Origin of the sequence: Pseudoalteromonas sp. 2CM36K (assembly GCF_023161865.1) — a bacterium.
Classification (GTDB): domain Bacteria; phylum Pseudomonadota; class Gammaproteobacteria; order Enterobacterales; family Alteromonadaceae; genus Pseudoalteromonas; species Pseudoalteromonas tetraodonis.
Genome location: NZ_JALNTK010000004.1, coordinates 1 through 24,662 on the forward strand (window position 1 = coordinate 1; position 24,662 = coordinate 24,662).

Genomic DNA, 24,662 nt, shown 5'->3' on the forward strand with positions numbered 1-24,662 from the left:
AGACATGTTATCGAAGTGCTGAATGAGAGACATAAAAAAATCCGATATTATTTCTAATATCGGATTTTGAAGCCATGAAAAGATCAGTCAAGTGATCATAAAAATATTCTTAACTGATCTGCATTAAGCCATTTGGCTCGCTTTTTATTTTCTATTCTTGTCGGTAATCTTTGAAAAAACGCTGCATTTTCATCATTGCACTCGATAAATCATCTTTATTAGGTAAAAATACCAATCTAAAGTGATCAGGCTCTGGCCAGTTAAAGGCGCGCCCATGCACTAATAATATTTTTTCTGCTTTTAACAAATCAAACATCATTTGTTCATCGCTTTTAATATTGAATTTAGCGGTATCCACTTTAGGGAAAGCATAAAGCGCCCCTTTTGGCTTTTTACAACTAATTCCATCAATCGCATTTAAGCCGCGCCAAGCAATATCTCGCTGCACATATAAACGCCCACCGGGGTCTATTAAGCTATCAATTGATTGAACCCCTCCCAGTGCTTGCTGAATTGCATATTGTGCAGGCACATTGGCACAAAGACGCATTGAAGCAAGAATATCTAAGCCTTTAATTAAATCTGTCATTAATGCCGTGCGACCACTTAACACCATCCAGCCCATTCTCAGCCCAGCAGCACGGTATGTTTTAGCTAAGCCATTAAAGGTGATGATAGGGAGATCATCACATAATGAACCAATAGAAGTATGGGTAACGCCGTCGTATAGAATTTTCTCGTATATTTCATCGCTTAACAGCAGTAGTTTGTGCTCTCGAGCAATATTGATCAATTCTTCAAGCAAAGCGTCACTGTACACAGCCCCGGTTGGGTTGTTGGGATTAATCAGCACTAATGCTTTGGTTTTAGAAGTGATTTTACTCTTAATATCATCAATGTCAGGAAACCAATCTTGCTCTTCATCACACAAGTAGTGAACCGGATTACCACCTGCTAATCTTACCGAGGCTGTCCAAAGTGGATAATCTGGGGCAGGAATTAACACTTCATCATCATTATTCAACAGTGCTTGAGTAACCATTTGGATAAGTTCACTCACACCGTTACCAATGTAAATATTATCAACGTCTAAATTGTGTAAGCCACGCTGTTGGTAGTGCTGATAAATAGCAACACGCGCAGAATAAAGACCTTTAGAGTCACAGTACCCTTGAGCTGAATATAAATTACGGATGATATCGCGATGCATATCTTCTGGCATATCAAAACCAAATGCGGCGGGGTTACCTATATTAAGCTTTAATACCTTTTGGCCCTCATCCTCCATTTTTTTAGCTTGCACTAAAACGGGACCTCGGATGTCATAACAGACGCCGTCTAATTTATGACTCTTTTTTATTTCTGACATTGTTACCTCTAAAGAGCAAGTTAGTCATTAGACTAACGCAGTAAAGCCGTGAATTACTAGAAAAATTAAGCGCTTAAAACTGAAAAAAATTCACGTTAACACTCTTTTTTATTACTGTTAAAACACGCTTAGCGTCCAGCTAACCATGCATTTAGTTTTGCTTGTGAACCAGTAACTTGTGCCATTAATCCATGGGCTGCATTAACAGCCTGCTCGTCATTCCCGTTATTTAAATTATATTCAATTAAACGGGCAACTTCGGCTAAACTTGCCGCACCAAATTGAGCGGCGTTTGATTTAAGGCTATGAGAGTGGCGAATAGCAGCCTCTTTATCTTGCCCAATCGCAGCAATTGCTTCGTTACCCAATCGCTCAAATTCCGCACAACAAAATTCCAGCGTATCTGGAAATTGTTCTCCTAATAGCGATTCCATACTTTCTAAAGCGGATTCGTCAATATTGATCTCTGTCATATTCATGCCCTTCAATACGGTCCATCGATTTTCTTCTTATCTCTTACTCTATATCTAAGCACAAAAAAAACCAACTTTATTAGTGCAAAAATGTATAATTACGCCAAATGTACTAACGACATAGTGTATTCAATGGCACGCCCTCTTTGTAAACAGTGTAACTTTTCGCTAAGCACTTGTATTTGCAGCGCAATTACCCGTGTTAATAACCAAACTCAGGTTATTATTTTGCAGCACCCCAGTGAAGCAAAAGTTAGCAAAAATACGGCGCAGCTATTAGCTTTGGGTTTAACCCACTGTAAAATTATTAGAGGCGAAAATAATCAGGACTTCGCCAGTTTACAAGACCTGCCTATTGAATCGAGCGTATTACTCTACCCAAGCGAGAGCGCCGTAAAATTAGACCGACCGAATAGTAAAGAAAATCTACAAGAGATTACGCATTTAATTGTGATTGATGGTACATGGAATAAAGCCTTTAAAATTTTGCAATTAACCTCGTTATTACAACAGTTTAAAACGGTAAGCTTTAGCCATATCCCCACCAACCGTTATGCTATTCGTAAAGCCCCTAGAGCAGATAGTTTATCGACACTAGAAGCTGTAGCACATAGTTTATGGCTCATAGAAGCACTAAACCCTGCCCCCTTGTATGGTTTATTAGAGGAATTAATAAAAAAACAAACCCAACACATGCCCGCTCACGTAAAAGCACGTTACTTGTAATAAGCTGAAATAAAATAACCGATGCGTAATACCACATCTCGATTAAAACGCGGGTTTTCTCGCCAAGGTCCCGACTATCGTTTTGACGATCAAGTCGATTTTAGTGATATAAGAACCACATTTGGTTTTCGTTCTATGGTGGTTGGTAAATGGGTTACTAAAGAAGAGCGCTTTATTAGTGCCAACTTAATTTATGATGCGCTGGCTGATTTAGCGCAGATTTTGCATTTACCACCCACAGCCATTGGCCTGCGTGGCAAGCTTAATTTCGCTTTTGGTCACGGTGGACAAAAAGGCGTGCAAGCACATTATAATGCGTATGACCAAACCTTAGCACTGGCTAAAAATGCAGGCGGTGGCGCTTTAGCCCATGAATGGTTTCATGCTTTTGATCATCATATTAGTGAGCATTTGTTTAAATCAAAAACCCGCTTTGGTTTCGCTTCTAAGTTATGGTTATCAAACTCACCCGACTTAAGCCATCCACTTAATGATGCACTTAATCAATTTTATAAACAGGTGTTTTTAGAGCAAAGCGGTGAACATGCCAATGAATTTGTAAATAAATGCATTGCGTTTGATAAAGCGCATAATCAGCTGTATATGAGTATGCCAGAGGAGCTTGCTGCTCGGTGTTTTGAAGCCTGTATCAACGAGCATCAAACAATCAAAAACAGTTTTTTAGTCGGCGGTTTAAGTAATAATAACTTAATTTATCCTGAGCTAAATCACACGTTACACGCCAATGAAGCGCTTAACCATTATTTTCAACTATTAGGTTATGCGCTTCATCAACTAGAAAAATAAGCCATTGTTTAGCTCAGTTATTTATCGTCACTGATACGACTTGCTACCGCACTATTCTGATCTTTATATTTTGCATCAATGCGGGTGTTATAAGGGCTTTCACACGGACCGGTAAGTGTTTCAAAACTCATTGCGCCAATTTTCATCATAGGTCTGAGTGCAAGCGGCAGCTTACCAGAGTTATAAAACTCTAAAACAATATTACCACTCCAACCAGGATCGATTCTGTGTGCTGTAACATGCACCATTAAACCCAAACGTGCCAGCGATGAACGCCCGTCTAACCAACCAACAATGTCTGCAGGTAGGGTTACTTTTTCATAGGTTATTGCCAACGCAAGCTCGCCAGGATGTAGAAAAAACGCTTCGCCTTCAGCTAATACAATTTCGTCGCTCATGATTGATTCTAACGCTTTATTAAGCTGATCTTTTGGACCACTTAAATCAACATAAGCGGCATTATGGGCATGAAATGTTCTAAACTTATTACCTAAGCGAAGATCAGCGGTAACCCCTGAAATCATTTCACTCGTTGGCGCGGGCTCGATAACAATGCGCCCATCGTTTAAGTATTCTTTAATATGTGTATCTGAAAGTCTCATTTTTAATCTTCCGTAATCACAACGTCAATCGCGTTGTGATGTTGTTGATAGTAAAGCGTGCTGGCAACCAATCGCGCGGCCGCGCTGTAAGTTTTGCTAATAACCGCATCTGTATCATCGGCAATCAACTTACCTTGCTCAGAGGATTCTCTGATATCAATCGCAAGCGGAATATGCGAAAGCACAGGCACACCATGTTTAAGGGCTAATTTTTGCGCACCGTCTTTACCAAATACATGGTTGGCCTCGCCGCAATGCTCACAAATGTAATGGCTCATATTTTCAATCAAACCGAGCACTGGCACATTTACTTTATTAAACATAGCAATACCCTTTTGCGCATCAGCAAGCGCTAAGTCTTGTGGCGTCGTGACAATCACGGTGCCACTGGCTGGCACTTTTTGGCTCATGGTTAATTGAATATCACCGGTACCTGGCGGCATATCTACAATTAAATAATCAAGTTCACCCCAATCGGTTTCATTTAAAAGCTGACTAAGCGCCCCTGAGGCCATTGGACCGCGCCATACGGTGGCATCATCGCTGGGGACTAAAAAACCGATAGATTGCGCTTTAATACCATTGGCATCAAACGGTTGTAATTGTTTATTGTCTTTTGTAACCGGCTCACTGCCAACTAATCCTAACAACATAGGAATTGACGGACCGTAAATGTCGGCATCTAGTATGCCTACTTTTGCGCCTTCATTTTTAAGCGAGCCCGCAAGATTTACAGCCGTAGTAGATTTACCCACCCCACCTTTTCCTGAGGCGACTAAAACAATATGTTTAATGGCTTTAAATTTCGCAGCCTCTTTAAGGTGAACACTAGCCGTTACGTTTACATCAATCTTTAAACGCTCAGTCAAAAATTGAGCCACATGCGGCATTTCAGATTGCGCCGCAAAAGGGAGATTGAGTTTAACCGTAATTGATTTATCAGTGTTTTGAGTGATATCAGCAATGAAATCTTGCTCAATACCCACAGCGAAAGCGGCACTGCGATAGGCCGCTAGAGCAGAAATAATCGGTTGTTTTTGCACCGATTTTGCAGAGAATAGTTTCGACAGTCCAAACATAGCAATAAAATAGCGTTTCTTTGATGAAAAGTGCCACGGAATTATGTAACATTCAGGGCATTAACACCAGTCAATTAGTAAATATCGATAAGCAGTGTGCTTTGTTATCACTTTGCTTATCGATAATGTAATAATTTTCATCTGTTCCTGACTAGGAACGCTTAATTCGGAATGATTATGGCACAGCGAAAGATCCTGATTACTAGCGCATTACCTTATGCCAATGGCCCTACCCATTTAGGGCATTTATTAGAGTATATTCAAACTGATATTTGGTCGCGTTTTCAAAAACTACAAGGCCACGAAGCGTACTATGTGTGCGCCGATGATGCTCATGGCACACCTATTATGCTTAATGCGCAAAAACAAGGGATCACGCCTGAGGAAATGGTAAAAAACGTTAGTATCGAGCGCCAACGCGACTTTGCTGACTTTAATATCAAATTTGATAATTACCACAGTACCCATAGCCAAGAGAATAAAGAATTTAGTGAGCTTATTTATAATCGCCTTAACGATGCCGGTCATATTAAAAAGCACACTATTTCACAGTTATTCGATCCAGAAAAAGGCATTTTTCTGCCAGATCGCTTTGTCACTGGCACGTGTCCTACATGTAAATCAGAAGATCAGAACGGGGATAGCTGTGATGCCTGTGGCGCAACCTACAGCCCAACCGAGCTGATTAACCCACGCTCTGTTATGTCGGGTGCTGAGCCTATCTTAAAAGATTCTGAGCATTACTTTTTTGATTTACCCGCCTTTGAAGACATGCTTAAAGAGTGGCTACATTCAGGCACAATTCAACAAGAAATGGCTAACAAGTTAGATGAGTGGTTTGCCGATGGTCTCCAGCAATGGGACATTAGCCGTGATGCACCTTATTTTGGTTTTGAAATTCCAAACGCACCAGGTAAATACTTTTACGTATGGCTAGATGCGCCTATTGGTTATATGGCGAGCTTTAAAAACTTATGTGATAAACAGGGCATCGACTTTGATGCATTTTGGCAAGAAGGTTCAGACGCTGAGCTTTATCACTTTATTGGTAAAGACATCATCTATTTCCACAGTCTATTTTGGCCTGCCATGTTAGAAGGCGCTCAATTTAGAAAGCCAACTAACGTATTCGCCCATGGTTTTGTTACGGTCAATGGCGCAAAAATGTCTAAATCAAAAGGTACGTTTATTAAAGCGCGTACTTATTTAGATAACCTAGACCCAGAATTTTTACGTTACTACTACGCAGCTAAACTTAATAGTGGCATTACCGATTTAGATTTAAACCTTGAAGATTTTGCACAACGTGTAAACTCAGACTTAGTAGGTAAAGTAGTGAATATTGCCAGTCGTTGTGCTGGTTTTATTACTAAAAAGTTCGACGGTAAGCTGAGCAATACAGTTATGCAACCTCAACTGCTTGCAGAATTCCAGAACGCATCAGCGACAATCACCGAATATTACGAGAACCGTGAATACAGCCGTGCAATTCGTGAAATCATGGCACTTGCTGATAAAGCAAACCAGTTTATTGATAATGCCGCGCCTTGGGTGCTTATTAAAGATGAGTCAAAGCAAGAAGAAGCGCATCAGGTTTGCTCACTAGGACTTAACCTATTTCGCGTGTTGATCACTTACTTAAAACCAGTGCTACCTGGCATGGCAAGTAATGTTGAAGCCTTTTTAAATGATGAATTATCTTGGCAGGGTGCCCAAACAGCGCTAGTAAACCACCCTATCAATAAATTTAAGCCGTTAATGCAACGTGTAGAAATGGATAAAGTGAATAAAATGGTTGAAGAATCAAAAGAAAGCTTAGTTGCTGAAAAAGACAAAATCGATCCTAATAGCCCACTTGCAAAAGAGCCTATTAGCGAAGAGATTGAGTTTGATGACTTTGCAAAGGTAGACCTGCGTGTTGCTAAAATTGCCAAAGCAGAGCACGTAGAAGGCGCTGACAAGCTGCTTAAATTAACCCTTGATTTAGGCGGTGAAACTCGCCAAGTGTTTGCTGGAATTAAATCGGCTTACGCACCAGAAGACATTGAAGGTAAACTAACGGTAATGGTTGCTAACCTCAAACCACGTAAAATGCGTTTTGGAATGTCTGAAGGCATGGTACTTGCGGCAGGCCCTGGTGGTAAAGAAATTTACATTCTTAACCCAGACGACGGCTCTGAGCCGGGTATGCGCGTAATGTAATTATTATCGCTTAAAGCCGCTAATATTTAGCGGCTTTTTTTTCATCTGTTATTTAGCTATTCTAATGAGAATTTTTAACACTGCTATTCTCTGGTTTGCTCCCTGAAAATGATTAAGCATTATTGCGATTTGGTACTACTGCAACAACTTTTGCTAAGTGAATCACCAAGCTTTGCGAGCTAATATACACAAACCAGTTTATATAGCGCACTTGAGGGTAAAAGCCTTGCCCCTGATTACCATAAATCCAAAAAGCACCAATAATAGCATCAGCCAATGCAGCAAGGAAAAGTCCTAAGCTCACCCACACTATTGATTTGGGTGCGTTAATCCCACCATAGGCAACAACTAATACCAGACCCATAAGCCCAACAGCCGTTATCACTAAGCTATAAACCCCAGTCATAGCTAAAATAGTATCTCCTGCCCCCTCAAGATACATAGTAGAGAACGACGCACTAGTTAGCACCAACACAACAACAAAAAAAAGTGCACTTTTTATAAGCGACACCCGGCGTTTTAGATTAAAAGCTAACACACAGGCTATAAATAAAAGGCTGTAACCAGGTGCAAAAAATAAGATTGAATCCACTAAGTAATCATGTTTTATCAAGGTACTATAGCGATAATAGTGTTGGGGTAAATTAAAATTAACCACATCACCCGCGATACATAACAGAAAAGCGCCACAGCCTAAAAGAGCAATAAAGCGTAATTGTTGGTCTTTAAAACGTTTAAATACCCAAGCTGACATCGTTACACTATTAAACATAAGTAAGCAGAGCGAACTCAGAGTCAACAGCATTAAAACACGTTTATTTTCAGGCGCAAGTAGCCCTATTAACATCACAGCTAAAGCGCACAGCCAAGCTATAAAAGTAATAATTTGATGCGGATGTTTTATAGATAACGGATTAATTGCACTATCCAACCTTTAAAATTAATAACGTTAACTTAGCAAGTTTTTATCGCCCAAGGCTATTTTTTGTTTTGCATGTGTTGCATTTCTTTTTGTATTTTTAGCCGACATTGCGCTAACTGTTCGAGTCGAATTGCTTTAATAGCGGCTAATGGATCTTGTGCATTAAGTCCACCAGCATCATGGTTATTTTGTTGGTTTTTTATTTTACTCTCACCGTGCTTATTGTGCATATCTTTTCTCTTGAAACTGTTTATCGATTTTAGGCGCGGTGCCTTAAGTAAAAAAGTGCTTAAACGCTAAACGATTTACTTGAAAAACACCTGATACCCTGTATATTAGAATATTCTAATATTTAAAGGTGTATTATGCGCATTATTTTGCTTTTTTCCAGTTTATTTCTTTCATCCGCTGCTTTTGCTAACGATACCGACGAGGCACGACAAACCATTAAGGCATTTTCAAGTGATTTAAAACAGGTACTGGTTAGTACTATGAAACAAAGCGGCCCACTAGCGGCAATAAGTGTATGTAATACAGCTGCACCCGCTATCGCTTCACAACATAGCAATAGTCCTTGGCAAATTAGCCGTAGTGCTTTGAAAACTCGTAACTCAGATAATCAACCCGATGCATGGCTCAAAAATATTTTATTAAACTTTGAACAACGTAAGCTCAATGGCGAGCCGGTAGCAAGCATAGAATATCAAGAGCAAAGACCGGATGGCTGGTATTTTGTAAAAGCGATTCCTACTCAAAAAGCGTGTTTAGCGTGTCATGGCAGTCAGATTGACCCCACAGTTTCTAAAAAAATAACGACTTTATACCCTAATGATCAGGCAACTGATTTTAAACTGGGTGACATTCGTGGCGCATTTGTTGTTAAAAGGGCCAGTGAAAATTACCAATGATAATTCATTGACGATCAGCTATTAAATTTTACCGCATCGGATGCAATACGCTTTTTACGCCTAACATATAAAGCATGTGGCAGCATAAGTAATTGATTTAATAAAATAGCTAATACCAATGCAAACAACACTGCACTCGCGGTTAAAGGGATACCTAACTTAAAGTTATCAAGTGTATTTTGTAATCTGTCAACGCGCTCAGGGGAGAACATATACAGCATTTTTTGCACTAAATTACCTTGTTCAAAAATAGCCATCCCTTTTTTTAAATCGGCAAATTGCAGTAATGTTTGCTGTTTTTGATTTGCATCGGCTCTGACACTCGGTTCAGTGTTTGCTAAATGGCGGTTTATCATCGCTTGCGTGCTAGAAAAGTTATATTGCTTGGCCGTTTTTGCATAGCCATCAACTTGCCACTTGGTCGCATGATACAAACCCGCTAAATGTTGTTGGTAATGATCACTCAGCTGCGGTAGTTGCAATGAAACAATAAAAGCGCAAGCAAATAGTAGTTTATCAAACATCTTAATAATCATAGTTATGCCTTTTGCAGCTCTGATTTAAAAATGAGTACAGGTAACTATAACATACACTCATTATTTGCTAATTGAATTATAAAAGGACAGCTCGCTGCTTTTTTAGTTACCTTGCTTGGTGAAATTGGCGGTGCAAAGCATGAACTTGCTCTGCAAGTGCCGGTACTGGACCATAAACCGCCGCATTGGGAGAAATAGCCTCAATAGGCAAAGGATTGACCGGTGCTGTAGCAACGTGCATTTCACTTAGCCACGTGTTAACTGTGCAGTAGAACTCACATACATAATTCGCCCTAAGCCAACCCAAGCATGTGCCGCAGCACACATAGGACAGTCTTGCTTAGCCATTATAATAGTAAGTTTTTTATTCTAAACGCTTCAAAAATCGGTCACTTTTTGGCAAGTAGTAATCATCATAATCAAGCGAGACAATCACACGCTCTGCCCGACCAAGCAACTCATCACGTGGAATTAATCCAATAACCCGTGAGTCCGCACTGTTATCGCGGTTATCACCCATAACAAGATAATGATCTGCTGCTATCGATGTTGCCGAAAACTGCACTAAGCTTGCTGCCGATTTGGTAAGCCGTATGGTATGAGCATGCCCCTTTAAGTGCTCAGTTTTATCTAGCCACTGAATGCTCTTGTTTAAAGTGCTATAACTTACTTTCTCACCATTAATGGTCAATTCGTTGTTTTGAAATGAAATTGTATCACCTGGTGTGCCAATAACGCGTTTTATTAAACGGTTACCCGCCACCTTAGAATCAAATACAATAATATCGCCGGTTTTTGGTTCTGCCAGTCTTAACAGGGATACATGCGTAAATGGTATACGTAAATCATACACCATTTTATCGGTAAGGATTCGGTCGCCTTCTTCAATAGTCGGTTTCATTGAACCTGTTGGTACTTCGTACCAATCGGCGACGGCACTACGAAACACGCTCATTAAAATAATAAAAACAATAGGGCCTGTTGACCTTTGCGGATTGGAATTTGTTCAAACAAGGGGCGATTTAATCGCGGCGCGAGGTTTGTAACCTAGTGGGCTAAGTAAAAACCGAGTAACAAAGAGTTAATCGCCCCTTGGAAGAACCCTTTGGGCAATGCCTGTTTGGCATTGATGCTACGTTATCGCCTATTTATGGGGAATAACCACACCACATAGGCTCTGCCTTGCTTAAATACCAAACAGACTACTGCAAATTCAACCTTGAAAGGTTAACAGGCCCTTAAGAACGGTTATTTTTCCAAAATTTATAAAGTCGCTTCATGTTTTGTCTCTGCTATAGGTTAAGTATTTATTTAATTGTATAAATGCAGAGCCGTTCAAATGAGTGTGTAACAAAACATGTTTAGGGATAGAGACAAGCATAAAACATGCCTCTAAAGATAGTTTACTGCTGGTTTAACTTGTCTTTCGCTTCTTGTACTTTTGCAAAATCTAAACCTAATTCATCCGTTGCTTCTTTAATTAAATGAGGTTGGGTCATTACTACCGCCATCAATTGCTGCAGTTTTTCAGGTGGTATGCCCAGCTCTTGTACTAAAGCCATAGCCATCATTGGGTTTTGGGTAAATGCTTCAAATAATGCAGCTACTTTTTCATCGCTGACATTGTGCTCTTTTAATATTGCAATAATTGGATTCATTATTAACCTTAAAATCGAAATAGTTTGTTAAAGTATATGGCCTCATACAGGGATTAACAATATTAATCCCTGTGGCATTACTTGTTTCACTCTACCAACAATACAACTTTACCTGAGTTTTCATTACCCTCTAAAATGGCATGTGCCTCACTAGCTTGTTGCCATGGCATGGTTTTATAAATATTAAAGTCATACTTTTGATTGGCAATATCATCATAAAAGCGCGCTACAAATGCATCTTTTAACGCGCGTTTAAACGCAATACTGCGATTACGCAATGTGGAGGCATGAAACGAAATGCGCTTTTGTAATAAGCGTGCAAAATCGACTTCGGCAAAGCGACTATCTAAAAATGCGAGCATCACAATCTGACAATCCATTGCGGCCACTTTGGCATTTTTATTCAAATAGCGGCCAGAAACCGGATCGACTATGGCGTTTGCACTTAAGTTATGTGCCTTCATATATTCAACAAAATCAGTGGTTTTATAATTAATCACATGGTCAGCACCCAAGCCTTTAGCGTGTTCACATTTTTCATCAGACCCTGCTGTTATTACCACCTGTGCACCGGCACTTTTTGCCATTTGAATAGCCGCTCCGCCTACGCCACTGGCACCGGCATGAATAAGCGCCGTTTGCCCTGATTGTAGTTTTCCTAACTCAAAGAGTGCGCCAAAGGCAGTTAAATACACTTCACTAATAGCAGCACCTTGTGCCATAGAAATATTATCTGGCAATTCCATTAATTGCTGCGCATCTACCGCGACATATTCACTGTACGCACCACCGGCACATAGAGTAAAAATACGCTTATCTTGCCATTTAGGGTCTACCTCACTGCCAAGCTCACACACGGTACCTGCACATTCGAGTCCTAGTATAGGGCTATCCCCTTCAGGAGCAGGATACTTACCTTGGCGCTGCATACAATCGGCGCGGTTAACGCCAATCGCTGCTACTTTTACCAATACTTCATTACTGCTAATCTTCGGCTTGTCGGTTTGTTCAAACGCTAACTGCTGATCTTGATGTGAAATGTACTGCATAAATCTCCTCGTATTTTATTCTATTTGATTTTCGCCATACTTCGGCTTCAACTAACTCGTTATTTTCTGTGTAATATAATTAAAGTGTGTAGCGGTTAGTAATTTTATTGATGTAACCTCGGGGTTTTGGCACTGGCAAACACAAAGCCTGACAAAAAAAGCGAAGCCAACTAATATAAACCTCATAATACTCCTTTTGGAGTTAACAGCGCCTTAAGTACAAAAATTTAGCGCTGATTTAATCAGTTTATTGGCCTTTGTGGACTAAACTTTTTTCAATTTAGGCCGAACTCGTTGGGCAGTGCATGTTCTGCATTTATGCTGCGTTATCAGCAATTGCAGGGGAAGCCTTGCCTAAAAACACAACTTCGAATTTAACTATGAAAGATAAACAAAACTATAAATTATTAAAGCGCCAGCTTTGTTTATAAGGATATACATCAGGAAGCTGACCTTGCTCAATACCTTGCTGAGTCATTTGCCAGTACTTTGCCGTAAATAAGTCACTATGATAATGATTAAAATGGCTAAAGGCACTGCTGCTGGCACTAAAAAACACCTTAAATTGACTCGGGAATATATCATTTTGGTCTATATCAAAATAAGAATGTGAGCTTAATTCCTCTAACGCGTTGTCAGTATTTGGCACTTCTCTAAAATTACAATCAGTAAGAGGGCAAATTTCATCGTAATCATAAAATACCACTCGCCCCCAACGTGTCACGCCAAAGTTTTTCATTAGCATGTCACCGGCAAAAATATTTGCACTGGCAAGCTCTTTTATCGCTTTACCATAGTCAACCATCACCTGCTGCAGTGATTTACTGGTACATTGACCGATATATAAATTAAGCGGTGTCATTTTTCGCTCAACATAGACATGTTTGAGTATTAACGCTTTGCCCGAAATAATTAAGCTATTACCAATGTGTTTTTTCATTTCAGTAAGCAGTTCATCACTAAAACGACTTAAATCAAAGGCTAGGTATCTAAATTCATGAGTATCAACTAATCGCCCTACTCTATCAGCCTGTTTTACAAAGTTATACTTATCTTTTACCTGCTGTTTTGTCGCCGTTTTTGGTGCACTAAACTTATCTTTTATTACTTTGTACACATAGTCTAGGCCATCAATTGTAAAAACAAGCATCACCATACCTGGTGTACCTGGTGCTAAATGATATTTATATTGCTCGGGGCTACTTTTAGTCGTGTCCACCTTATAGCGATAAAATTCTGTTTTCGCATGTTTAATAAAACCAATCGCATTAAACAATTCAAACCGTTGTTTGTGAGGCATTAACACACTTAAGTAATCTACATACCGTGCAGGTTGGTCGGTATCTACCATAAAGTACGTGCGCGCAAAGCCAAATAACAAGCTCAGCTGATCAGCGCCCATCATTACAGCATCAATTGTAAGCCCGTCTGGGGTATTTAAAATGGCAATTGCAAAGGGCATATTATCGCCATTTTTAGCAATACATCGTCCTATTACATAACACGCTTTATTTCGGTAAAAGTGTGAGTTAGCGTACTCAATATAGCCGTCATTTAAACTTATTAGCTCATACACTTGTCGGCATTGTTGCTGCGCCCCTTGGGTTAACGTTGCTTGTAGTTTAGCTAAGTCCTCGTTTAAACTTTTAAATGGCACTCTAAACACTTGTTCATCAACTAAGGTTTTAACTGCGCTATCAAACCCTTCTTTTAAGGAAATACGACTCACAAGCCCTTCATAAGAACGTGGTTGCCCCCGGTACTTTGCTTTTAAGACAAATAAATGCACCGTACGAATTTTTTTATCATCCCAAATAGCGCCAAAAGTAGAATTAAAAAACGTATGTGCAATTGGCTGGTTTTCATGCTCTTTAACCATTTCGCCATAAATATTTTTTGCACGTTGCCATGTTTGCGGACAGTTTAGTTCATCATAGGCAATCACTTTAACGGCCTCACTCACCTGCTTTACTTGACGCTCATATACTTGCAAGCGCGCTCGCATTGCCGCTTGCACCTCATGATATTGGCGTTGTTCAAAGCGACTTTGTGCCCCTAAGGTAATATTTAAAAACTGTGCAAACATAGCTTCAAAGCCAGCAAATACAGCGCGTGCTAACTTAGTGGCTATGAGTTCTTGTATAGGATTGTGGGTAGACGTTAACGACGTGCTAGGCATAGTATAGGCGCTTCTATTTTTAGCAATTATGCTGATTATTTTTTATTAGAGGTTTACACCTTAGCAAGCACGCTTTAATTTAGATAATTAATACAGCAAATAAATAAAATTGATCATATGAATATAAGAAATGTCGATCTCAACCTACTCGTCTATTTAAATGTATTAATTGATGAAAAAAGTGTGTCTAAAGCGGCCAATAAACTCGCATTAACACAACCAGCTATGAGCAATGCGTTAAAACGCCTAAGAGATTTATTTGACGATCCTTTGCTGGTACGAGCTGCGGGCTCCATGACTCCAACAGCTAAAGCCCTTGCCCTTAAGCCCGAAATTGAAGCGCTGTTAAAAATGGCAGAAGAGATCACGCAACCAAGTGAGCAGTTTAATCCGGCTACCGCCCACGTGACGTTTCGTATTATGGCAAACGATTATTTAGAATCGACGCTAATTGCCCCCTTTATTTGCGAGCAGCTAGCTAAAAATCCGGGCATTGACTTCGATGTACTTAGCCCCAGCGACGTGAACCTACAGGATATGGAAAAAGGCACTATCGATTTGGCAATAAACCGTTTTAATGGTCTGCCGCGCTCTTTTCATCAAGCTACTGTATGGCGAGATAACTACTGTTGTTTAACCCATCCACATAATCCATTTTTAAACGATGCAAACTTAGACCAATACTTAAAAAGTGAACATATTTGGGTTAATCGAGCCGGCTGGGGCCCCGAACCCGCTGTAACCAATAAATCAGGTAAACAAAAATTAGGCTGGGTCGATGAGGCATTATGGCAATTAGAACAAACACGTAAAATAAGAGTGTTTACTCGTCATTACATGATTGCCAGTTTACTGTGTCAATCTGAGCAACTCATTGCAACCCTTCCGCGCCGTCAAGCAAAGCTTTTAACTAGCCATACTAATTTAGTGATTAGCCCTGTGCCATTTCAAATCGTCCCCATAGAAGTAAAAATGATATGGAGCCCGTTGTTACACCATACACCAGCGCACCAATGGCTTAGACGCGAGTTGTTGGCGTTTGCAAATACAGTGATTGATAGGTAAAGAATTAAAATATTGATAAAATCAATATCAGTTATTGAAAACAACAATTTCATTAATATTACACTTAGCGCTACAGTGAAATTAAGCCAACAAACTAAGAGTAATAATTATGCAAACATCAGCGAGCTTCACACAACAAGACGGATTATTCATTGATGCAAATTTACATCAATTCATTGAACAACAATTGTGTCGTAAAACAACACTTCAAACGCAACACGTTTACCAAGCGTTAGCCACGTTAGTTGATGAGTTTGGGTGTACATGTCGTAAAACAAAACACCAAGAAAACGACATTCTCGACGTGAATACTTTATTAAATGCATATCAACGTAAAAGTCATCCACATTGTCATGTAGATGCACAAACAACCGCAGCGGTTCTAGATGAATACTGTTGCCAAGTGCCTGCAATTATTGTGGTTGCTTTAATGGATACGCTTAGTGGCACACTCTGTGATGAGCCAAGCGCCCATAAACTTTACCACAGAGCTGCAGAGCTGACAGAGCGTCCATGCGTTCATCGCAAGCAAACAGCTAACGCCTCTGCAGCGTAAAATGCTGCCCTTTAAAAGTGCTCGATAACCTTGTTGGCAAATTGTTTGCAACTTAAGGTTGTCGAGTTATGATTTGATTGAGCTAAATCAAATGTAACCTGTCCACTGGCAAATGTGCTTTCAAGCGCGTTTTCAATTAAACAAGCAGCCTCACTCCATCCCATAAACTTAAGCATTAACACCGCACTCAATAAGCTACTGCTCGGATTTGCCTTATCTTGCCCTGCTATGCGCTCAAATGTACCATGTGTGGGTTCAAAAAACGCAACTTCGGTATTTAAGTTTGCCGCCGGCATAATCCCTACTCCACCGACTTGTGCACTGAGCATATCGGCCAAAAAGTCTCCGTTTTGATTAGTGGTGGCCACCACATCAAATTGAGCAGGATTCATTAAACACTGCTGAAGCATATTATCGGCAATTACTTCTTTAATAACCAGCGGCGGTAAATCAGCACGTTGTATTTCAAGCCAGCGCCCGTTTTGATGCTCAACGGCAGCATATTCACGTTTGGCCAGTGCAAATCCCCAACGCTTAAATGCGCCATCGGTAAACTTAAGTACATTACCTTTGTGAACTAAAGTGAGTGATTCACTATTATTTTTTAGGGCATAATTAATTGCATAGCGTATTAATCGCTCTGATCCCTCTTTAGAGATATTTTTAATACCTAAACCACATTCTTGGGTAAAACGAAGCCGTGTTACGCCCATTTCTTCACATAAAAAATCGAGCATTTTTTCACTTTCAACACTGCCCGCTTGCCACTCAATTCCTGAGTACACATCTTCACTGCTATCACGCAGCACAGTAATATGCGTGGTAAATGGGTTTTTTAAGGGTGACGGTAATGCACTAAATCCTTTAATGGTTCGCATATTTACATACAAATCCATTTCATGACGAAGCGCGACATTGAGCGAGCGAAACCCGCCTCCAAGCGGTGTGGTTAAAGGGCCTTTAATCGCGATTTTACACTCTCGTACTGCATTAATCGTTTCTTGAGGGAACCAATCACCGTCATAAAGCTTGGCAGCTTGCTCACCATTGTAAACTTGCATCCAATGAATTTTGCGTCTTGCGCCATAACTATGCTCTATGGCGGCATCCACTACTTTTCGCATCACTGGCATCACGTCCAGCCCAACGCCATCACCATCAATATAAGCAATAATAGGGTGTTCGGGTATATGCCACTGTCCTTGTTCATCAATAAGTATATTTTCACCATATTCTGGCACAGTAATATGTTGATATTGCATTGTTAACACCTAGAAAAACATCCTCTTTCCATTAAAGCATGTTAGTTAATAGGTGTCTGTAATTGCATTTTTATAATTGATATCACCGCAGCGAATAACTGCACGGTATTCACTATTAGTAAAAATGAGGGAACGATTTTTTAATCAAGATGGCATCAGACATTTTATTTAACACCCGACCAAATAGAACATTACTGAGTAGAGCATAAGTGCAGATTAATTTTAACCACCGGATAATTATAAAATTAACCTGCTAAATGAGATTATTTGTAATAGGCAAATAAGTATTTATTAAAACTATATTGGCTTTGTATAACCGCAATAACAAATCCAAGTCAGCAATTTGTTGATGTACATGGCGTAATAAAGACTGATCACGAGATTTTTTTGTGCTCAGTTTTATATTTTTATTGGCTTTTTTTGCGGCTAATTGTAAATCCAGTATCCACTTTTTTAGCCAAGCTAGGGTCATTTTGATAAAGTCCCATGGCGTAATATCTAAACTACCCTCCGCAGGATTTCCAGGTAATAAGAGGAAATCTATTGGCCATGTTTGCTATTGATCATTAATATATTCTTCTAGTGCTATAAAACTATGCGGCTTTAATGCTTTTTGCCATGTAGATAAAGGTGAATCGACTGGGCGTTGTAACTTAGTGTAAACCGTTTCTATTGTTTTAAAACTATTTACATAAGCACCAAACCAAACATGTAAGCCATGCTCTTCAATACGCTGCCCACGAGCCGCATTACGACCACTTGCGCCTTTACCACCTAAACGCCAACCTTGTTGGTATACAGTAATAGTTCGATGCTGTTGCCAATCACGCTGCTCAGTTAAATACAGTGCAGCAGTCATAGCCAATACACCACCAATTATCACAATTTTTTCTTGGCCCATGATAAATCCTTCTAAGCAATTTAAATTTTAGTTGTGGCTAACTGGTCAAAATCCATTTGAACATAAAATGGTAAGTGCAGCGTTTGACTACCTAACTTCAGACCAAACATATCGGCAAGGGGGAAACTATCTAATTTATTAAGATGTGAAGTAAACTCAGGTTTCAAAAATTTAAAATGATGTATTTTTTTAATCATAGAGGGTGAGTGCATTACGCTTTGGTATACCGCTGAATCACTACTGCCATCGAGAAATTGCTTAAACAATATTTGATCCATTTGTGGATTAACAAACCCACTCAATAGCTGCTTTAATAATGACAAATCAATGCCTAACTGTTTACGAGAAAACAAATTTGCTACTTGCTCACCAAAATCATCTAGGACAGAGAAAAAATCATTTTCGTGCCCCTGAGAATTTATTGTAATTGTAAATAGCTCATGCATTTGTAGCTTTGATTCAGTCGAAAAATGATCAATGCATTCTAAAGATAGTGAAAAATTCGAAAGCTCAGTTACACACTCGGGCATAATGTAATCACATAAGTATTTAATTATAGCCCCACGTTTCGCGACCATTAATGAGTGCATAAATGTTATTAACGCAGATAAATGCAGGATACAAATATAGGTAGGTTATATCCTCATCTTCAACTTTAGCGATAGGCAACCAAATGATAATATCTGTTTCTTGCATCCAACAATGCTGTTCGAAAGGCGGTGTCATTGAGACTATTTTTTCAATATCTGTAAATGTAATAAGTGCAAACTCGCCAAGTATTTTAAAACGAATATTCCCTTTAACGCCTACGTTTAGCGTTGAATCAATATATCTTTGTGATTTAGCTAATTCTATCTCAGCAAAAAAACCATACATAGTCGCAATGTGCATACGACAAGGCGGCTTTGCTATTGGATTAGATAAAAAATGTTGATATGGCGTAGATAGTGAGCTCATTTGACCCCCTCAGTTAAAAACTGAGTATAGTCAGATATATTCTGGTCTGTTGACCTTTGCAAATTAATATTTATGGCTATATGCGAATTCCACTCGATTCAAAGTATTTTAATAAATTGCTTGCAAAGTAAAATATTGTGAAGTAACATCGCTGCTTGGCTATAAAAAGCCCTAGCGGTTAACCTCTTTACCCTGATCCAGTAAGCCCCGCAAAACGTATATTCAAAAGCTAAGTTATTGTACGGCGAGAACCCCTATTAATACCTTGATGATTTATTTTTAATATCATCGTAAAAGTGTCATAAAGATCGTCAACACTGTAATGAAGCTAAACACAATGTGATTATTTATCATCTGTAATGTGCTTTAAGAAAAAGCCCAGAATAAATAACAAAAATAAAGTGAGTTTTATTATGTCATACAAATATAACGGATCTATGATCCAAATAGCACATCCAGTGCAATCAATTTCGGTTAACAAACATCGTGTAATCTTTAGCGATACACAAGGTTTGAAAAATGCATTGTTTCAAAAAGCAAGTGATGCACGTCAATTTGTAAAGTGGCTCAAAGCCAGCTAATTATCATTGATAAGTTAAACACTTATAAATAAATCTAAATGCCAGCGTGAAGCTGGCATTTTACTTTTTGGTGTATTATTGACTACACTTAAATCCTTGTTTATTTATTCGTTGTAGTGCCAATGCGGTTTTCGTGGTTAATACTGTTAGTCTGTGTATTTTTAAGCACAAAGTGTAATGCCAGAACAATAAAATGGTTAACACATGATTTTGCGCCCTACTACATTATAAGCGGGCCCAACAAATCCCAAGGTCGTGACGAAAGTATTATTTCGCTTTTAGAACAACAGCTGCCGCATATTACCTTTGAAAAAGTGATCATCCCCTCAGGTAAAGTGATTCAGGAACTCGCAAACCTGCAGTCTAATGCCTGTGCTTTGTCGCTCTATAAGAATAAATACCGCGAAGAGCGTGTTTATTTCACACATCAAAGCTCTACAGCAGGGCTTTCGCCATCGATTGCCATGCATACCAAGCTAAGTAGTGCGCTTGAGATTGAAGACGCAAAACCGGTGTCATTAACCAATTTATTAGTTAATAAAAAGCTTACCTTAGGTGTACCTATGAATCGCTCCTATGGCAGTGAAATTGATAAAATAATCAACACCACACCCGGTATAAATCTGGTCATTCGGCCAACCCGCGATACCCTCAGTACGTTAACATATATGCTTAACCTTAAAAGAATTGATATTTTATTAGGTTACCCAAGTGAACATTATTATTTAGCAAAAACAATGGGCTTTACTGATAATTTAACCCAGCGGGTGCTCACTGAAGCACCAGAAATAAGTTATGGTTACATTGGCTGTACTAAAAACGAGCAAGGTGCAGAGGATATTGCTACGCTTAATCAACAACTCAAACTGATTAAGCAGACTGAAGACTATAAACAGATATTAACTCGGTGGTTACCAAGTCATTTCAAACCCAAATTAGAAGCGCATTTACAATAATAAAAAGCTAAGCGTGTTACTAATTAGCGCTTAGCTTTTTTAAAATAGTCTTACTGGCGAATACCTTCAATAAATAAACCAATATCAACATGGGTAGATGCTGGGCCTAAGTTATAGTCAATACCGTAGTCGGCCAGTTTTAAGCTAGTTTCTCCTTCAAAACCAACACGGTAACCACCCCATGGATCTTTACCTTCACCAATTTTATCTATTTCAAAGGTAATTGTCTTCGTAACACCGTGTAGAGTAAAGTCACCGGTTACTGTGGCTTCTTCACCGTCTTCGTCAAACTTAATCGCTGTACTCTTAAAGCTTGCCTGTGGGTATTTGCTTACATTTAAAAAGTCACTACCACGTAAATGTTTATCACGTTCTGCGTGATTTGAATCTAGGCTTGCCGTATCAATATTTACACTAATTTGAGACGCATTTGGATTTTTAGCATCGTAGTTAAATTTGCCGTCAAAGGAATTAAAACGCCCGTGCAGCCAGCTATAGCCTAAATGTTTAATCTTAAAGTTTACAAAAGCATGCGCACCTTTTGTGTCAATAACATAATCTGCGGCATTCGCAGTGGTCGCTGTCATAAACATCGCTGCTGATAACGCTGAAGTTAAAAATAATTTTTTCATTTTAATCATCCTTTTGTAATGTGATCATTCTAATTAATGTTTTATCTTTATCGATAAAGTGATGTTTTAGCGCACCTAACACGTGCAATACTACAAATCCAATTAATAAGCATGCGCTATAGAAATGGATTTGCCCAGCTATATCAGCCTGAGAATCAAACGCAAAGTCGATAGCTTTTACATAAAAAAAGCCAAATACTTCTATGGGTCGTCCATCAGCCGTCGAAATTAAATACCCTGACACCATAATGATCAGTAAAAACAGATACATTAAAATATGTGCTGTTTGGGCTAATTGATTTAACTGCTTGTTACTGCCAATCGGACTTGGTTTAACACTAAAGTGTCGCCATAACAGCCTAAAAACAAAAACCGCTGCCAAGCTAAGGCCAATGCTTTTGTGTAGGTCTAATGATCCTTTATACCAACTATCATAATAAGTCAGCTCAACCATATATAAACCTAAACCAAACAGACCAAACACGGTCAGCGCCATTAGCCAGTGTAAAAATATAGCCACCACGCCATAGCTGGTTTTTGAGTTTTTAAACATTCCCTACTGCCAATCTCTTATTTAGTAATAACACTACGATATAATGATTTAGTGGTGATTAAAATAGCATATGTAAACACTTATCGTGCGTATACGCACAGTAAATGGTATAAGGTTAGTATAATTGCAAATAACGTTGAGAAGGAATTAGCTAGCAGCTGACTCGTTAAGAGACACGTATATTTGGCTATCAGGTTCAACCTGTAAGCAGGCAATCAGGCCCTCTTTTATTAGTTCTAACATAGCGATAAAACTAACAACAACCCCACTGCGTCCCTCTTCAAAGGTAAATAGTTGAGTAAACGCAACCGGCGCTTTTGATTGGGATAAGGTATTTAAAATCAAGCTCATGCGCTCACGCGTTGAAAGGCTTTCAGCGCTAATTAAATGATGCTCGAATGTTTTTGCACGCGCCATCACATCACTTAAAGCCAACAATAAGTCTTTAATGGCAAGGTCAGGTAATGGCTGGTTTTTTTCTGCTAGCTCTGGCACGCTTGCCTGCGCTATAAAGATATCGCGGCCAACACGAGGTAGGCTGTCTATATTTTCGGCCGCTTTTTTAAATTGTTCGTACTCTTGTAAGCGTTTTATAAGTTCGGCGCGGGGATCGTCTTCTTCTTCTAACTCTTCATGAACAGGCAGTAACAGCCTAGATTTAATTTGGGCCAGCAATGCCGCCATTACTAAATATTCACCCGCGAGTTCTAGCTGGAACTCGCTCATCATTTCTACATATTTTACATACTGCTCAGTAATGCTAAAAATAGACAACTCAAGAACATCTAGCTTATGCTTTTTAATTAGATAAAGCAGCAGATCCAAAGGCCCTTCAAAGGTTTCTAAAATAACTTCAAGCGCATCAGGCGGGATATATAAATCTTCGGGTTTATCAACAACGGCTTTACCATGTAAAAAAGCCAGAGGGAGCTTTTGCTGCACTGGCATATCAGGTGTTGGCGTTGATGATAGCGTCTCAGACTGTTTCATTGTTATTCAAATGGCGTTGTATCACCGCAACCAACACGAAGAATTTGAATATCATCTTCTGATAAATCAATCACTGTGGTCGCCTGCTCAGGTAAATACCCACCATGAATAATTAAGTCCACATGTTTATCAAGGCGCTCTAAAATGTCATCGGGATCAGCTTGAGTAAACTCTTCGCCTGGTAAAATAAGTGAGCACGACATTAAGGGCTCACCCAGCTCAGCTAATAAAGCACACGCTATTGGGTGCTCTATAACACGTATGCCTATGGTTTTTTTCTTGTCGTTTAATAACCGCTTAGGCACTTCTTTTGTACCTTTAAAAATAAACGTGTAAGGCCCTGGGGTATTATTTTTAATAAGCCTAAACATTTGGTTATCAACACGCGCATAAGTAGACAGCTCAGATAAATCACGGCATACCAAAGTAAAATTGTGATGTTTTTCAATACCACGAATACGTTCAATGCGCTCTTTAGCTTGCTTATTACCTAAATTACAGCCTATCGCGTATCCTGAATCTGTAGGATACACAACTACGCCGCCTTGTTTAATAATATCAACAGCTTGAGAAATTAATCTAGGCTGTGGATTATCTGGATGTATATGAAATAATTGACTCATAATGCAACTCCTTCGTGCTTTTCCCATGTTTGCCAAACCCCTTGGCAATCTTTAGGTAAGTATAAATTTTTTCCAAGTTCTAAATAGCTAGTCGGAAAATGAAAATCAGAGCCTTGTGAGCAAAGTAGCTCGTATTCTTGGCTCAATAGCCCTAAAAACTGACGTTCACTTGGCGCCTGCTGCGGCTGCGCAACTTCCATTGCATCTCCGCCTACTGATTTAAATTCCACTAACAATTTACGTAGCCACTTGTTCGACATTTTATAGCTACTTGGGTGCGCTAAAACGGCCACCCCACCTGCGGCATGAATCGCCGCAATAGCTGTTTGCATATTACACCAATTACTTGGCACGTAACCGGTTTTACCTCGCCCTAAATACTTTTTAAATACCCCAGGAAAGTTTTTAGCTACACCACGCTCAATCAATGCTCTGGCAAAGTGAGCACGGGTAATTTGTGCATTTTCGGCCAGCTCGCGAGCTTGTTGGTAAATACCATCGAATCCGTTTTTATTTAGTCGATGGCCAATCTCTATTGCGCGGGTTTCGCGTTTTTGCTGCTGCTCGCTCAGTAATGTATGCAAGGTACTATCGTTGGTATCAATATTTAGTCCAACAATATGAATTTCAAAACTTTCCCACTTGGTTGATATTTCAACCCCGTTAATAAGTTTAAGCGGCAAGTTTTCACGTTTGATAAAAGCCTGTGCAGGTTCAATAGCAGCCACCGTATCGTGATCGGTAATAGCAAATACATCAATATTTTTGTCGACTGCTCGCGCTAATAATTCCTCAACGGTTAAATGGCCGTCTGAGTGCGTGGTGTGGCTATGTAGGTCGTATTTTATCAAATGAAAACTACTTAAATTTAGGGTTTAACGGTGTTTTACTCAGTATAACAAGTTTTTTAACTAAATTGTTTTAAATAAACACTTGACACAAAAGCAGTTGATACGTTTTACTGTAGCCACTTTTAGACATTAATGAATTAACAACAATGAAAAATACAATTCACAACATCATTTGGTGGTGGCACTCTTAAAATCAAGGGTGATGAATTGTCGTGTCTAATCAAA

General features: G+C 39.3%; 30 protein-coding genes. 8 read left to right on the forward strand and 22 right to left on the reverse strand.

The annotated features are described in order from the left end of the window. Positions 1 to 151 precede the first annotated feature (151 nt). Together MTN97_RS03170 and MTN97_RS03175 are read right to left on the reverse strand one after the other, a co-directional pair. Complete coding sequence (locus MTN97_RS03170) at positions 152 to 1,369, reverse strand: pyridoxal phosphate-dependent aminotransferase (RefSeq protein WP_036982532.1); 1,218 nt, start codon at positions 1,367 to 1,369, stop codon at positions 152 to 154. Positions 1,370 to 1,497: 128 nt separating this feature from the next. Continuing rightward, positions 1,498 to 1,842 (reverse strand): Hpt domain-containing protein, encoded by a 345-nt coding sequence (locus tag MTN97_RS03175; RefSeq protein WP_036982530.1) that lies wholly within the window; start codon positions 1,840 to 1,842, stop codon positions 1,498 to 1,500. Positions 1,843 to 1,974: 132 nt separating this feature from the next. On the opposite strand from MTN97_RS03175, the gene MTN97_RS03180 reads away from it, so the two are divergent. Together MTN97_RS03180 and MTN97_RS03185 are read left to right on the forward strand one after the other, a co-directional pair. Continuing rightward, positions 1,975 to 2,568, forward strand: a complete 594-nt coding sequence (locus tag MTN97_RS03180) for a tRNA-uridine aminocarboxypropyltransferase (RefSeq protein ID WP_036982528.1) — start codon at positions 1,975 to 1,977, stop codon at positions 2,566 to 2,568. Positions 2,569 to 2,589: 21 nt separating this feature from the next. Then, positions 2,590 to 3,375, forward strand: coding sequence for a CLCA_X family protein (locus tag MTN97_RS03185; protein ID WP_036982525.1), 786 nt, complete (start codon positions 2,590 to 2,592; stop codon positions 3,373 to 3,375). A gap of 17 nt (positions 3,376 to 3,392) precedes the next feature. Here the strand turns inward: MTN97_RS03185 and dcd are convergent, their stop codons facing one another. Both dcd and apbC read right to left on the reverse strand, forming a co-directional pair. Then, the gene (gene dcd, locus MTN97_RS03190; RefSeq protein WP_013465052.1) at positions 3,393 to 3,977 is read right to left on the reverse strand and encodes a dCTP deaminase; all 585 of its coding nucleotides are present in this window, start codon (positions 3,975 to 3,977) and stop codon (positions 3,393 to 3,395) included. A 2-nt stretch (positions 3,978 to 3,979) separates the two neighbouring features. Next, positions 3,980 to 5,056, reverse strand: coding sequence for an iron-sulfur cluster carrier protein ApbC (gene apbC, locus MTN97_RS03195; protein ID WP_248473673.1), 1,077 nt, complete (start codon positions 5,054 to 5,056; stop codon positions 3,980 to 3,982). A gap of 177 nt (positions 5,057 to 5,233) precedes the next feature. Between apbC and metG the strand changes: the two genes are divergently transcribed. Then, positions 5,234 to 7,258, forward strand: a complete 2,025-nt coding sequence (metG, locus tag MTN97_RS03200; protein WP_013465054.1) for a methionine--tRNA ligase — start codon at positions 5,234 to 5,236, stop codon at positions 7,256 to 7,258. A gap of 112 nt (positions 7,259 to 7,370) precedes the next feature. Here the strand turns inward: metG and MTN97_RS03205 are convergent, their stop codons facing one another. Beyond that, complete coding sequence (locus MTN97_RS03205; RefSeq protein WP_248473674.1) at positions 7,371 to 8,012, reverse strand: hypothetical protein; 642 nt, start codon at positions 8,010 to 8,012, stop codon at positions 7,371 to 7,373. A 224-nt stretch (positions 8,013 to 8,236) separates the two neighbouring features. Further along, the gene (locus tag MTN97_RS03210; protein WP_248473675.1) at positions 8,237 to 8,410 is read right to left on the reverse strand and encodes a hypothetical protein; all 174 of its coding nucleotides are present in this window, start codon (positions 8,408 to 8,410) and stop codon (positions 8,237 to 8,239) included. Between the two features lie 135 nt (positions 8,411 to 8,545). On the opposite strand from MTN97_RS03210, the gene MTN97_RS03215 reads away from it, so the two are divergent. Beyond that, positions 8,546 to 9,088, forward strand: a complete 543-nt coding sequence (locus MTN97_RS03215; protein WP_248473676.1) for a DUF3365 domain-containing protein — start codon at positions 8,546 to 8,548, stop codon at positions 9,086 to 9,088. A 14-nt stretch (positions 9,089 to 9,102) separates the two neighbouring features. Here MTN97_RS03215 and MTN97_RS03220 read toward each other — a convergent pair whose 3' ends face one another. The 6 genes from MTN97_RS03220 to aceK all read right to left on the reverse strand — a co-directional run bounded on the left by MTN97_RS03220 (position 9,103) and on the right by aceK (position 14,510). After that, complete coding sequence (locus tag MTN97_RS03220) at positions 9,103 to 9,624, reverse strand: DUF2937 family protein (RefSeq protein WP_248473677.1); 522 nt, start codon at positions 9,622 to 9,624, stop codon at positions 9,103 to 9,105. Positions 9,625 to 9,730: 106 nt separating this feature from the next. Next, complete coding sequence (locus MTN97_RS17860; RefSeq protein ID WP_282447296.1) at positions 9,731 to 9,865, reverse strand: hypothetical protein; 135 nt, start codon at positions 9,863 to 9,865, stop codon at positions 9,731 to 9,733. A gap of 123 nt (positions 9,866 to 9,988) precedes the next feature. Next, positions 9,989 to 10,597: a signal peptidase I gene (gene lepB / locus MTN97_RS03225; protein ID WP_312842958.1), complete on the reverse strand. Its 609-nt coding sequence runs from the start codon at positions 10,595 to 10,597 to the stop codon at positions 9,989 to 9,991. A 430-nt stretch (positions 10,598 to 11,027) separates the two neighbouring features. After that, positions 11,028 to 11,282 carry a DUF2999 family protein gene (locus MTN97_RS03230; RefSeq protein WP_008113615.1) on the reverse strand — a complete coding sequence of 85 codons (255 nt, stop codon included), beginning with the start codon at positions 11,280 to 11,282 and terminating at the stop codon, positions 11,028 to 11,030. Between the two features lie 86 nt (positions 11,283 to 11,368). Continuing rightward, positions 11,369 to 12,331, reverse strand: coding sequence for a zinc-binding dehydrogenase (locus MTN97_RS03235; protein ID WP_069439533.1), 963 nt, complete (start codon positions 12,329 to 12,331; stop codon positions 11,369 to 11,371). 397 nt (positions 12,332 to 12,728) lie between these two features. Beyond that, entirely contained in the window at positions 12,729 to 14,510 is a 1,782-nt protein-coding gene (aceK, locus tag MTN97_RS03240; RefSeq protein ID WP_248473679.1) for a bifunctional isocitrate dehydrogenase kinase/phosphatase, read from the reverse strand. A gap of 117 nt (positions 14,511 to 14,627) precedes the next feature. On the opposite strand from aceK, the gene MTN97_RS03245 reads away from it, so the two are divergent. Together MTN97_RS03245 and MTN97_RS03250 are read left to right on the forward strand one after the other, a co-directional pair. Then, on the forward strand, positions 14,628 to 15,575 hold the full coding sequence (locus tag MTN97_RS03245) for a LysR family transcriptional regulator (protein ID WP_036982498.1): 948 nt from the start codon (positions 14,628 to 14,630) through the stop codon (positions 15,573 to 15,575). A 109-nt stretch (positions 15,576 to 15,684) separates the two neighbouring features. After that, positions 15,685 to 16,131: a hypothetical protein gene (locus tag MTN97_RS03250; protein WP_036982496.1), complete on the forward strand. Its 447-nt coding sequence runs from the start codon at positions 15,685 to 15,687 to the stop codon at positions 16,129 to 16,131. A gap of 11 nt (positions 16,132 to 16,142) precedes the next feature. Here the strand turns inward: MTN97_RS03250 and icd are convergent, their stop codons facing one another. The 5 genes from icd to MTN97_RS03275 form a co-directional block, all read right to left on the reverse strand. Beyond that, on the reverse strand, positions 16,143 to 17,393 hold the full coding sequence (gene icd, locus MTN97_RS03255; protein WP_248473680.1) for an NADP-dependent isocitrate dehydrogenase: 1,251 nt from the start codon (positions 17,391 to 17,393) through the stop codon (positions 16,143 to 16,145). 253 nt (positions 17,394 to 17,646) lie between these two features. Beyond that, positions 17,647 to 17,865: a hypothetical protein gene (locus tag MTN97_RS03260; RefSeq protein ID WP_036982493.1), complete on the reverse strand. Its 219-nt coding sequence runs from the start codon at positions 17,863 to 17,865 to the stop codon at positions 17,647 to 17,649. 84 nt (positions 17,866 to 17,949) lie between these two features. Further along, positions 17,950 to 18,294 carry an NAD(P)-binding protein gene (locus MTN97_RS03265; protein WP_248473681.1) on the reverse strand — a complete coding sequence of 115 codons (345 nt, stop codon included), beginning with the start codon at positions 18,292 to 18,294 and terminating at the stop codon, positions 17,950 to 17,952. A 20-nt stretch (positions 18,295 to 18,314) separates the two neighbouring features. Further along, a complete protein-coding gene (locus tag MTN97_RS03270) occupies positions 18,315 to 18,824 on the reverse strand; it encodes a hypothetical protein (protein ID WP_248473682.1) in 510 nt (169 codons plus the stop codon). 19 nt (positions 18,825 to 18,843) lie between these two features. Beyond that, positions 18,844 to 19,251, reverse strand: a complete 408-nt coding sequence (locus tag MTN97_RS03275; RefSeq protein WP_248473683.1) for a hypothetical protein — start codon at positions 19,249 to 19,251, stop codon at positions 18,844 to 18,846. 413 nt (positions 19,252 to 19,664) lie between these two features. Here MTN97_RS03275 and MTN97_RS03280 point away from each other — a divergent pair, with 413 nt between their 5' ends. Both MTN97_RS03280 and MTN97_RS03285 read left to right on the forward strand, forming a co-directional pair. Next, a complete protein-coding gene (locus tag MTN97_RS03280; protein ID WP_007375427.1) occupies positions 19,665 to 19,832 on the forward strand; it encodes a hypothetical protein in 168 nt (55 codons plus the stop codon). Between the two features lie 122 nt (positions 19,833 to 19,954). Further along, positions 19,955 to 20,788, forward strand: a complete 834-nt coding sequence (locus tag MTN97_RS03285; protein WP_248473684.1) for a transporter substrate-binding domain-containing protein — start codon at positions 19,955 to 19,957, stop codon at positions 20,786 to 20,788. Positions 20,789 to 20,838: 50 nt separating this feature from the next. Here MTN97_RS03285 and MTN97_RS03290 read toward each other — a convergent pair whose 3' ends face one another. The 5 genes from MTN97_RS03290 to rnm form a co-directional block, all read right to left on the reverse strand. Beyond that, positions 20,839 to 21,420, reverse strand: coding sequence for a YceI family protein (locus MTN97_RS03290; protein WP_036982490.1), 582 nt, complete (start codon positions 21,418 to 21,420; stop codon positions 20,839 to 20,841). Between the two features lies 1 nt (position 21,421). Further along, positions 21,422 to 21,973, reverse strand: a complete 552-nt coding sequence (locus MTN97_RS03295; RefSeq protein WP_024603087.1) for a cytochrome b — start codon at positions 21,971 to 21,973, stop codon at positions 21,422 to 21,424. Between the two features lie 147 nt (positions 21,974 to 22,120). Beyond that, a complete protein-coding gene (locus MTN97_RS03300) occupies positions 22,121 to 22,963 on the reverse strand; it encodes a ScpA family protein (RefSeq protein WP_248473685.1) in 843 nt (280 codons plus the stop codon). Between the two features lie 2 nt (positions 22,964 to 22,965). Continuing rightward, positions 22,966 to 23,586, reverse strand: coding sequence for an L-threonylcarbamoyladenylate synthase (locus MTN97_RS03305; protein ID WP_013465078.1), 621 nt, complete (start codon positions 23,584 to 23,586; stop codon positions 22,966 to 22,968). Beyond that, on the reverse strand, positions 23,583 to 24,437 hold the full coding sequence (rnm, locus tag MTN97_RS03310; RefSeq protein ID WP_248473686.1) for an RNase RNM: 855 nt from the start codon (positions 24,435 to 24,437) through the stop codon (positions 23,583 to 23,585). Before rnm ends, MTN97_RS03305 begins: the two co-directional genes overlap by 4 nt. Between the last annotated feature and the right edge of the window lie 225 nt (positions 24,438 to 24,662).

Bases quoted from the DNA above. Each gene is read 5' to 3' on its own strand.
- MTN97_RS03260 (WP_036982493.1), bottom strand. From the start codon at position 17,865: ATGACCCTAGCTTGGCTAAAAAAGTGGATACTGGATTTACAATTAGCC.
- MTN97_RS03170 (WP_036982532.1), bottom strand. From the start codon at position 1,369: ATGTCAGAAATAAAAAAGAGTCATAAATTAGACGGCGTCTGTTATGAC.
- apbC (WP_248473673.1), bottom strand. From the start codon at position 5,056: ATGTTTGGACTGTCGAAACTATTCTCTGCAAAATCGGTGCAAAAACAA.
- aceK (WP_248473679.1), bottom strand. From the start codon at position 14,510: ATGCCTAGCACGTCGTTAACGTCTACCCACAATCCTATACAAGAACTC.
- MTN97_RS03265 (WP_248473681.1), bottom strand. From the start codon at position 18,294: ATGGGCCAAGAAAAAATTGTGATAATTGGTGGTGTATTGGCTATGACT.
- MTN97_RS03175 (WP_036982530.1), bottom strand. From the start codon at position 1,842: ATGACAGAGATCAATATTGACGAATCCGCTTTAGAAAGTATGGAATCG.
- MTN97_RS03235 (WP_069439533.1), bottom strand. From the start codon at position 12,331: ATGCAGTACATTTCACATCAAGATCAGCAGTTAGCGTTTGAACAAACC.
- MTN97_RS03295 (WP_024603087.1), bottom strand. From the start codon at position 21,973: ATGTTTAAAAACTCAAAAACCAGCTATGGCGTGGTGGCTATATTTTTA.
- MTN97_RS03215 (WP_248473676.1), top strand. From the start codon at position 8,546: ATGCGCATTATTTTGCTTTTTTCCAGTTTATTTCTTTCATCCGCTGCT.
- MTN97_RS03270 (WP_248473682.1), bottom strand. From the start codon at position 18,824: ATGCCCGAGTGTGTAACTGAGCTTTCGAATTTTTCACTATCTTTAGAA.
- icd (WP_248473680.1), bottom strand. From the start codon at position 17,393: ATGCAATATCAACATATTACTGTGCCAGAATATGGTGAAAATATACTT.
- MTN97_RS03245 (WP_036982498.1), top strand. From the start codon at position 14,628: ATGAATATAAGAAATGTCGATCTCAACCTACTCGTCTATTTAAATGTA.
- MTN97_RS03220 (WP_248473677.1), bottom strand. From the start codon at position 9,624: ATGATTATTAAGATGTTTGATAAACTACTATTTGCTTGCGCTTTTATT.
- MTN97_RS03275 (WP_248473683.1), bottom strand. From the start codon at position 19,251: ATGAGCTCACTATCTACGCCATATCAACATTTTTTATCTAATCCAATA.
- metG (WP_013465054.1), top strand. From the start codon at position 5,234: ATGGCACAGCGAAAGATCCTGATTACTAGCGCATTACCTTATGCCAAT.
- MTN97_RS03180 (WP_036982528.1), top strand. From the start codon at position 1,975: ATGGCACGCCCTCTTTGTAAACAGTGTAACTTTTCGCTAAGCACTTGT.
- MTN97_RS03285 (WP_248473684.1), top strand. From the start codon at position 19,955: ATGCGGTTTTCGTGGTTAATACTGTTAGTCTGTGTATTTTTAAGCACA.
- MTN97_RS03185 (WP_036982525.1), top strand. From the start codon at position 2,590: ATGCGTAATACCACATCTCGATTAAAACGCGGGTTTTCTCGCCAAGGT.
- MTN97_RS03205 (WP_248473674.1), bottom strand. From the start codon at position 8,012: ATGTCAGCTTGGGTATTTAAACGTTTTAAAGACCAACAATTACGCTTT.
- MTN97_RS03290 (WP_036982490.1), bottom strand. From the start codon at position 21,420: ATGAAAAAATTATTTTTAACTTCAGCGTTATCAGCAGCGATGTTTATG.
- MTN97_RS03300 (WP_248473685.1), bottom strand. From the start codon at position 22,963: ATGAAACAGTCTGAGACGCTATCATCAACGCCAACACCTGATATGCCA.
- MTN97_RS03230 (WP_008113615.1), bottom strand. From the start codon at position 11,282: ATGAATCCAATTATTGCAATATTAAAAGAGCACAATGTCAGCGATGAA.
- MTN97_RS03210 (WP_248473675.1), bottom strand. From the start codon at position 8,410: ATGCACAATAAGCACGGTGAGAGTAAAATAAAAAACCAACAAAATAAC.
- MTN97_RS03280 (WP_007375427.1), top strand. From the start codon at position 19,665: ATGTCATACAAATATAACGGATCTATGATCCAAATAGCACATCCAGTG.
- MTN97_RS17860 (WP_282447296.1), bottom strand. From the start codon at position 9,865: ATGCACGTTGCTACAGCACCGGTCAATCCTTTGCCTATTGAGGCTATT.
- MTN97_RS03305 (WP_013465078.1), bottom strand. From the start codon at position 23,586: ATGAGTCAATTATTTCATATACATCCAGATAATCCACAGCCTAGATTA.
- MTN97_RS03250 (WP_036982496.1), top strand. From the start codon at position 15,685: ATGCAAACATCAGCGAGCTTCACACAACAAGACGGATTATTCATTGAT.
- dcd (WP_013465052.1), bottom strand. From the start codon at position 3,977: ATGAGACTTTCAGATACACATATTAAAGAATACTTAAACGATGGGCGC.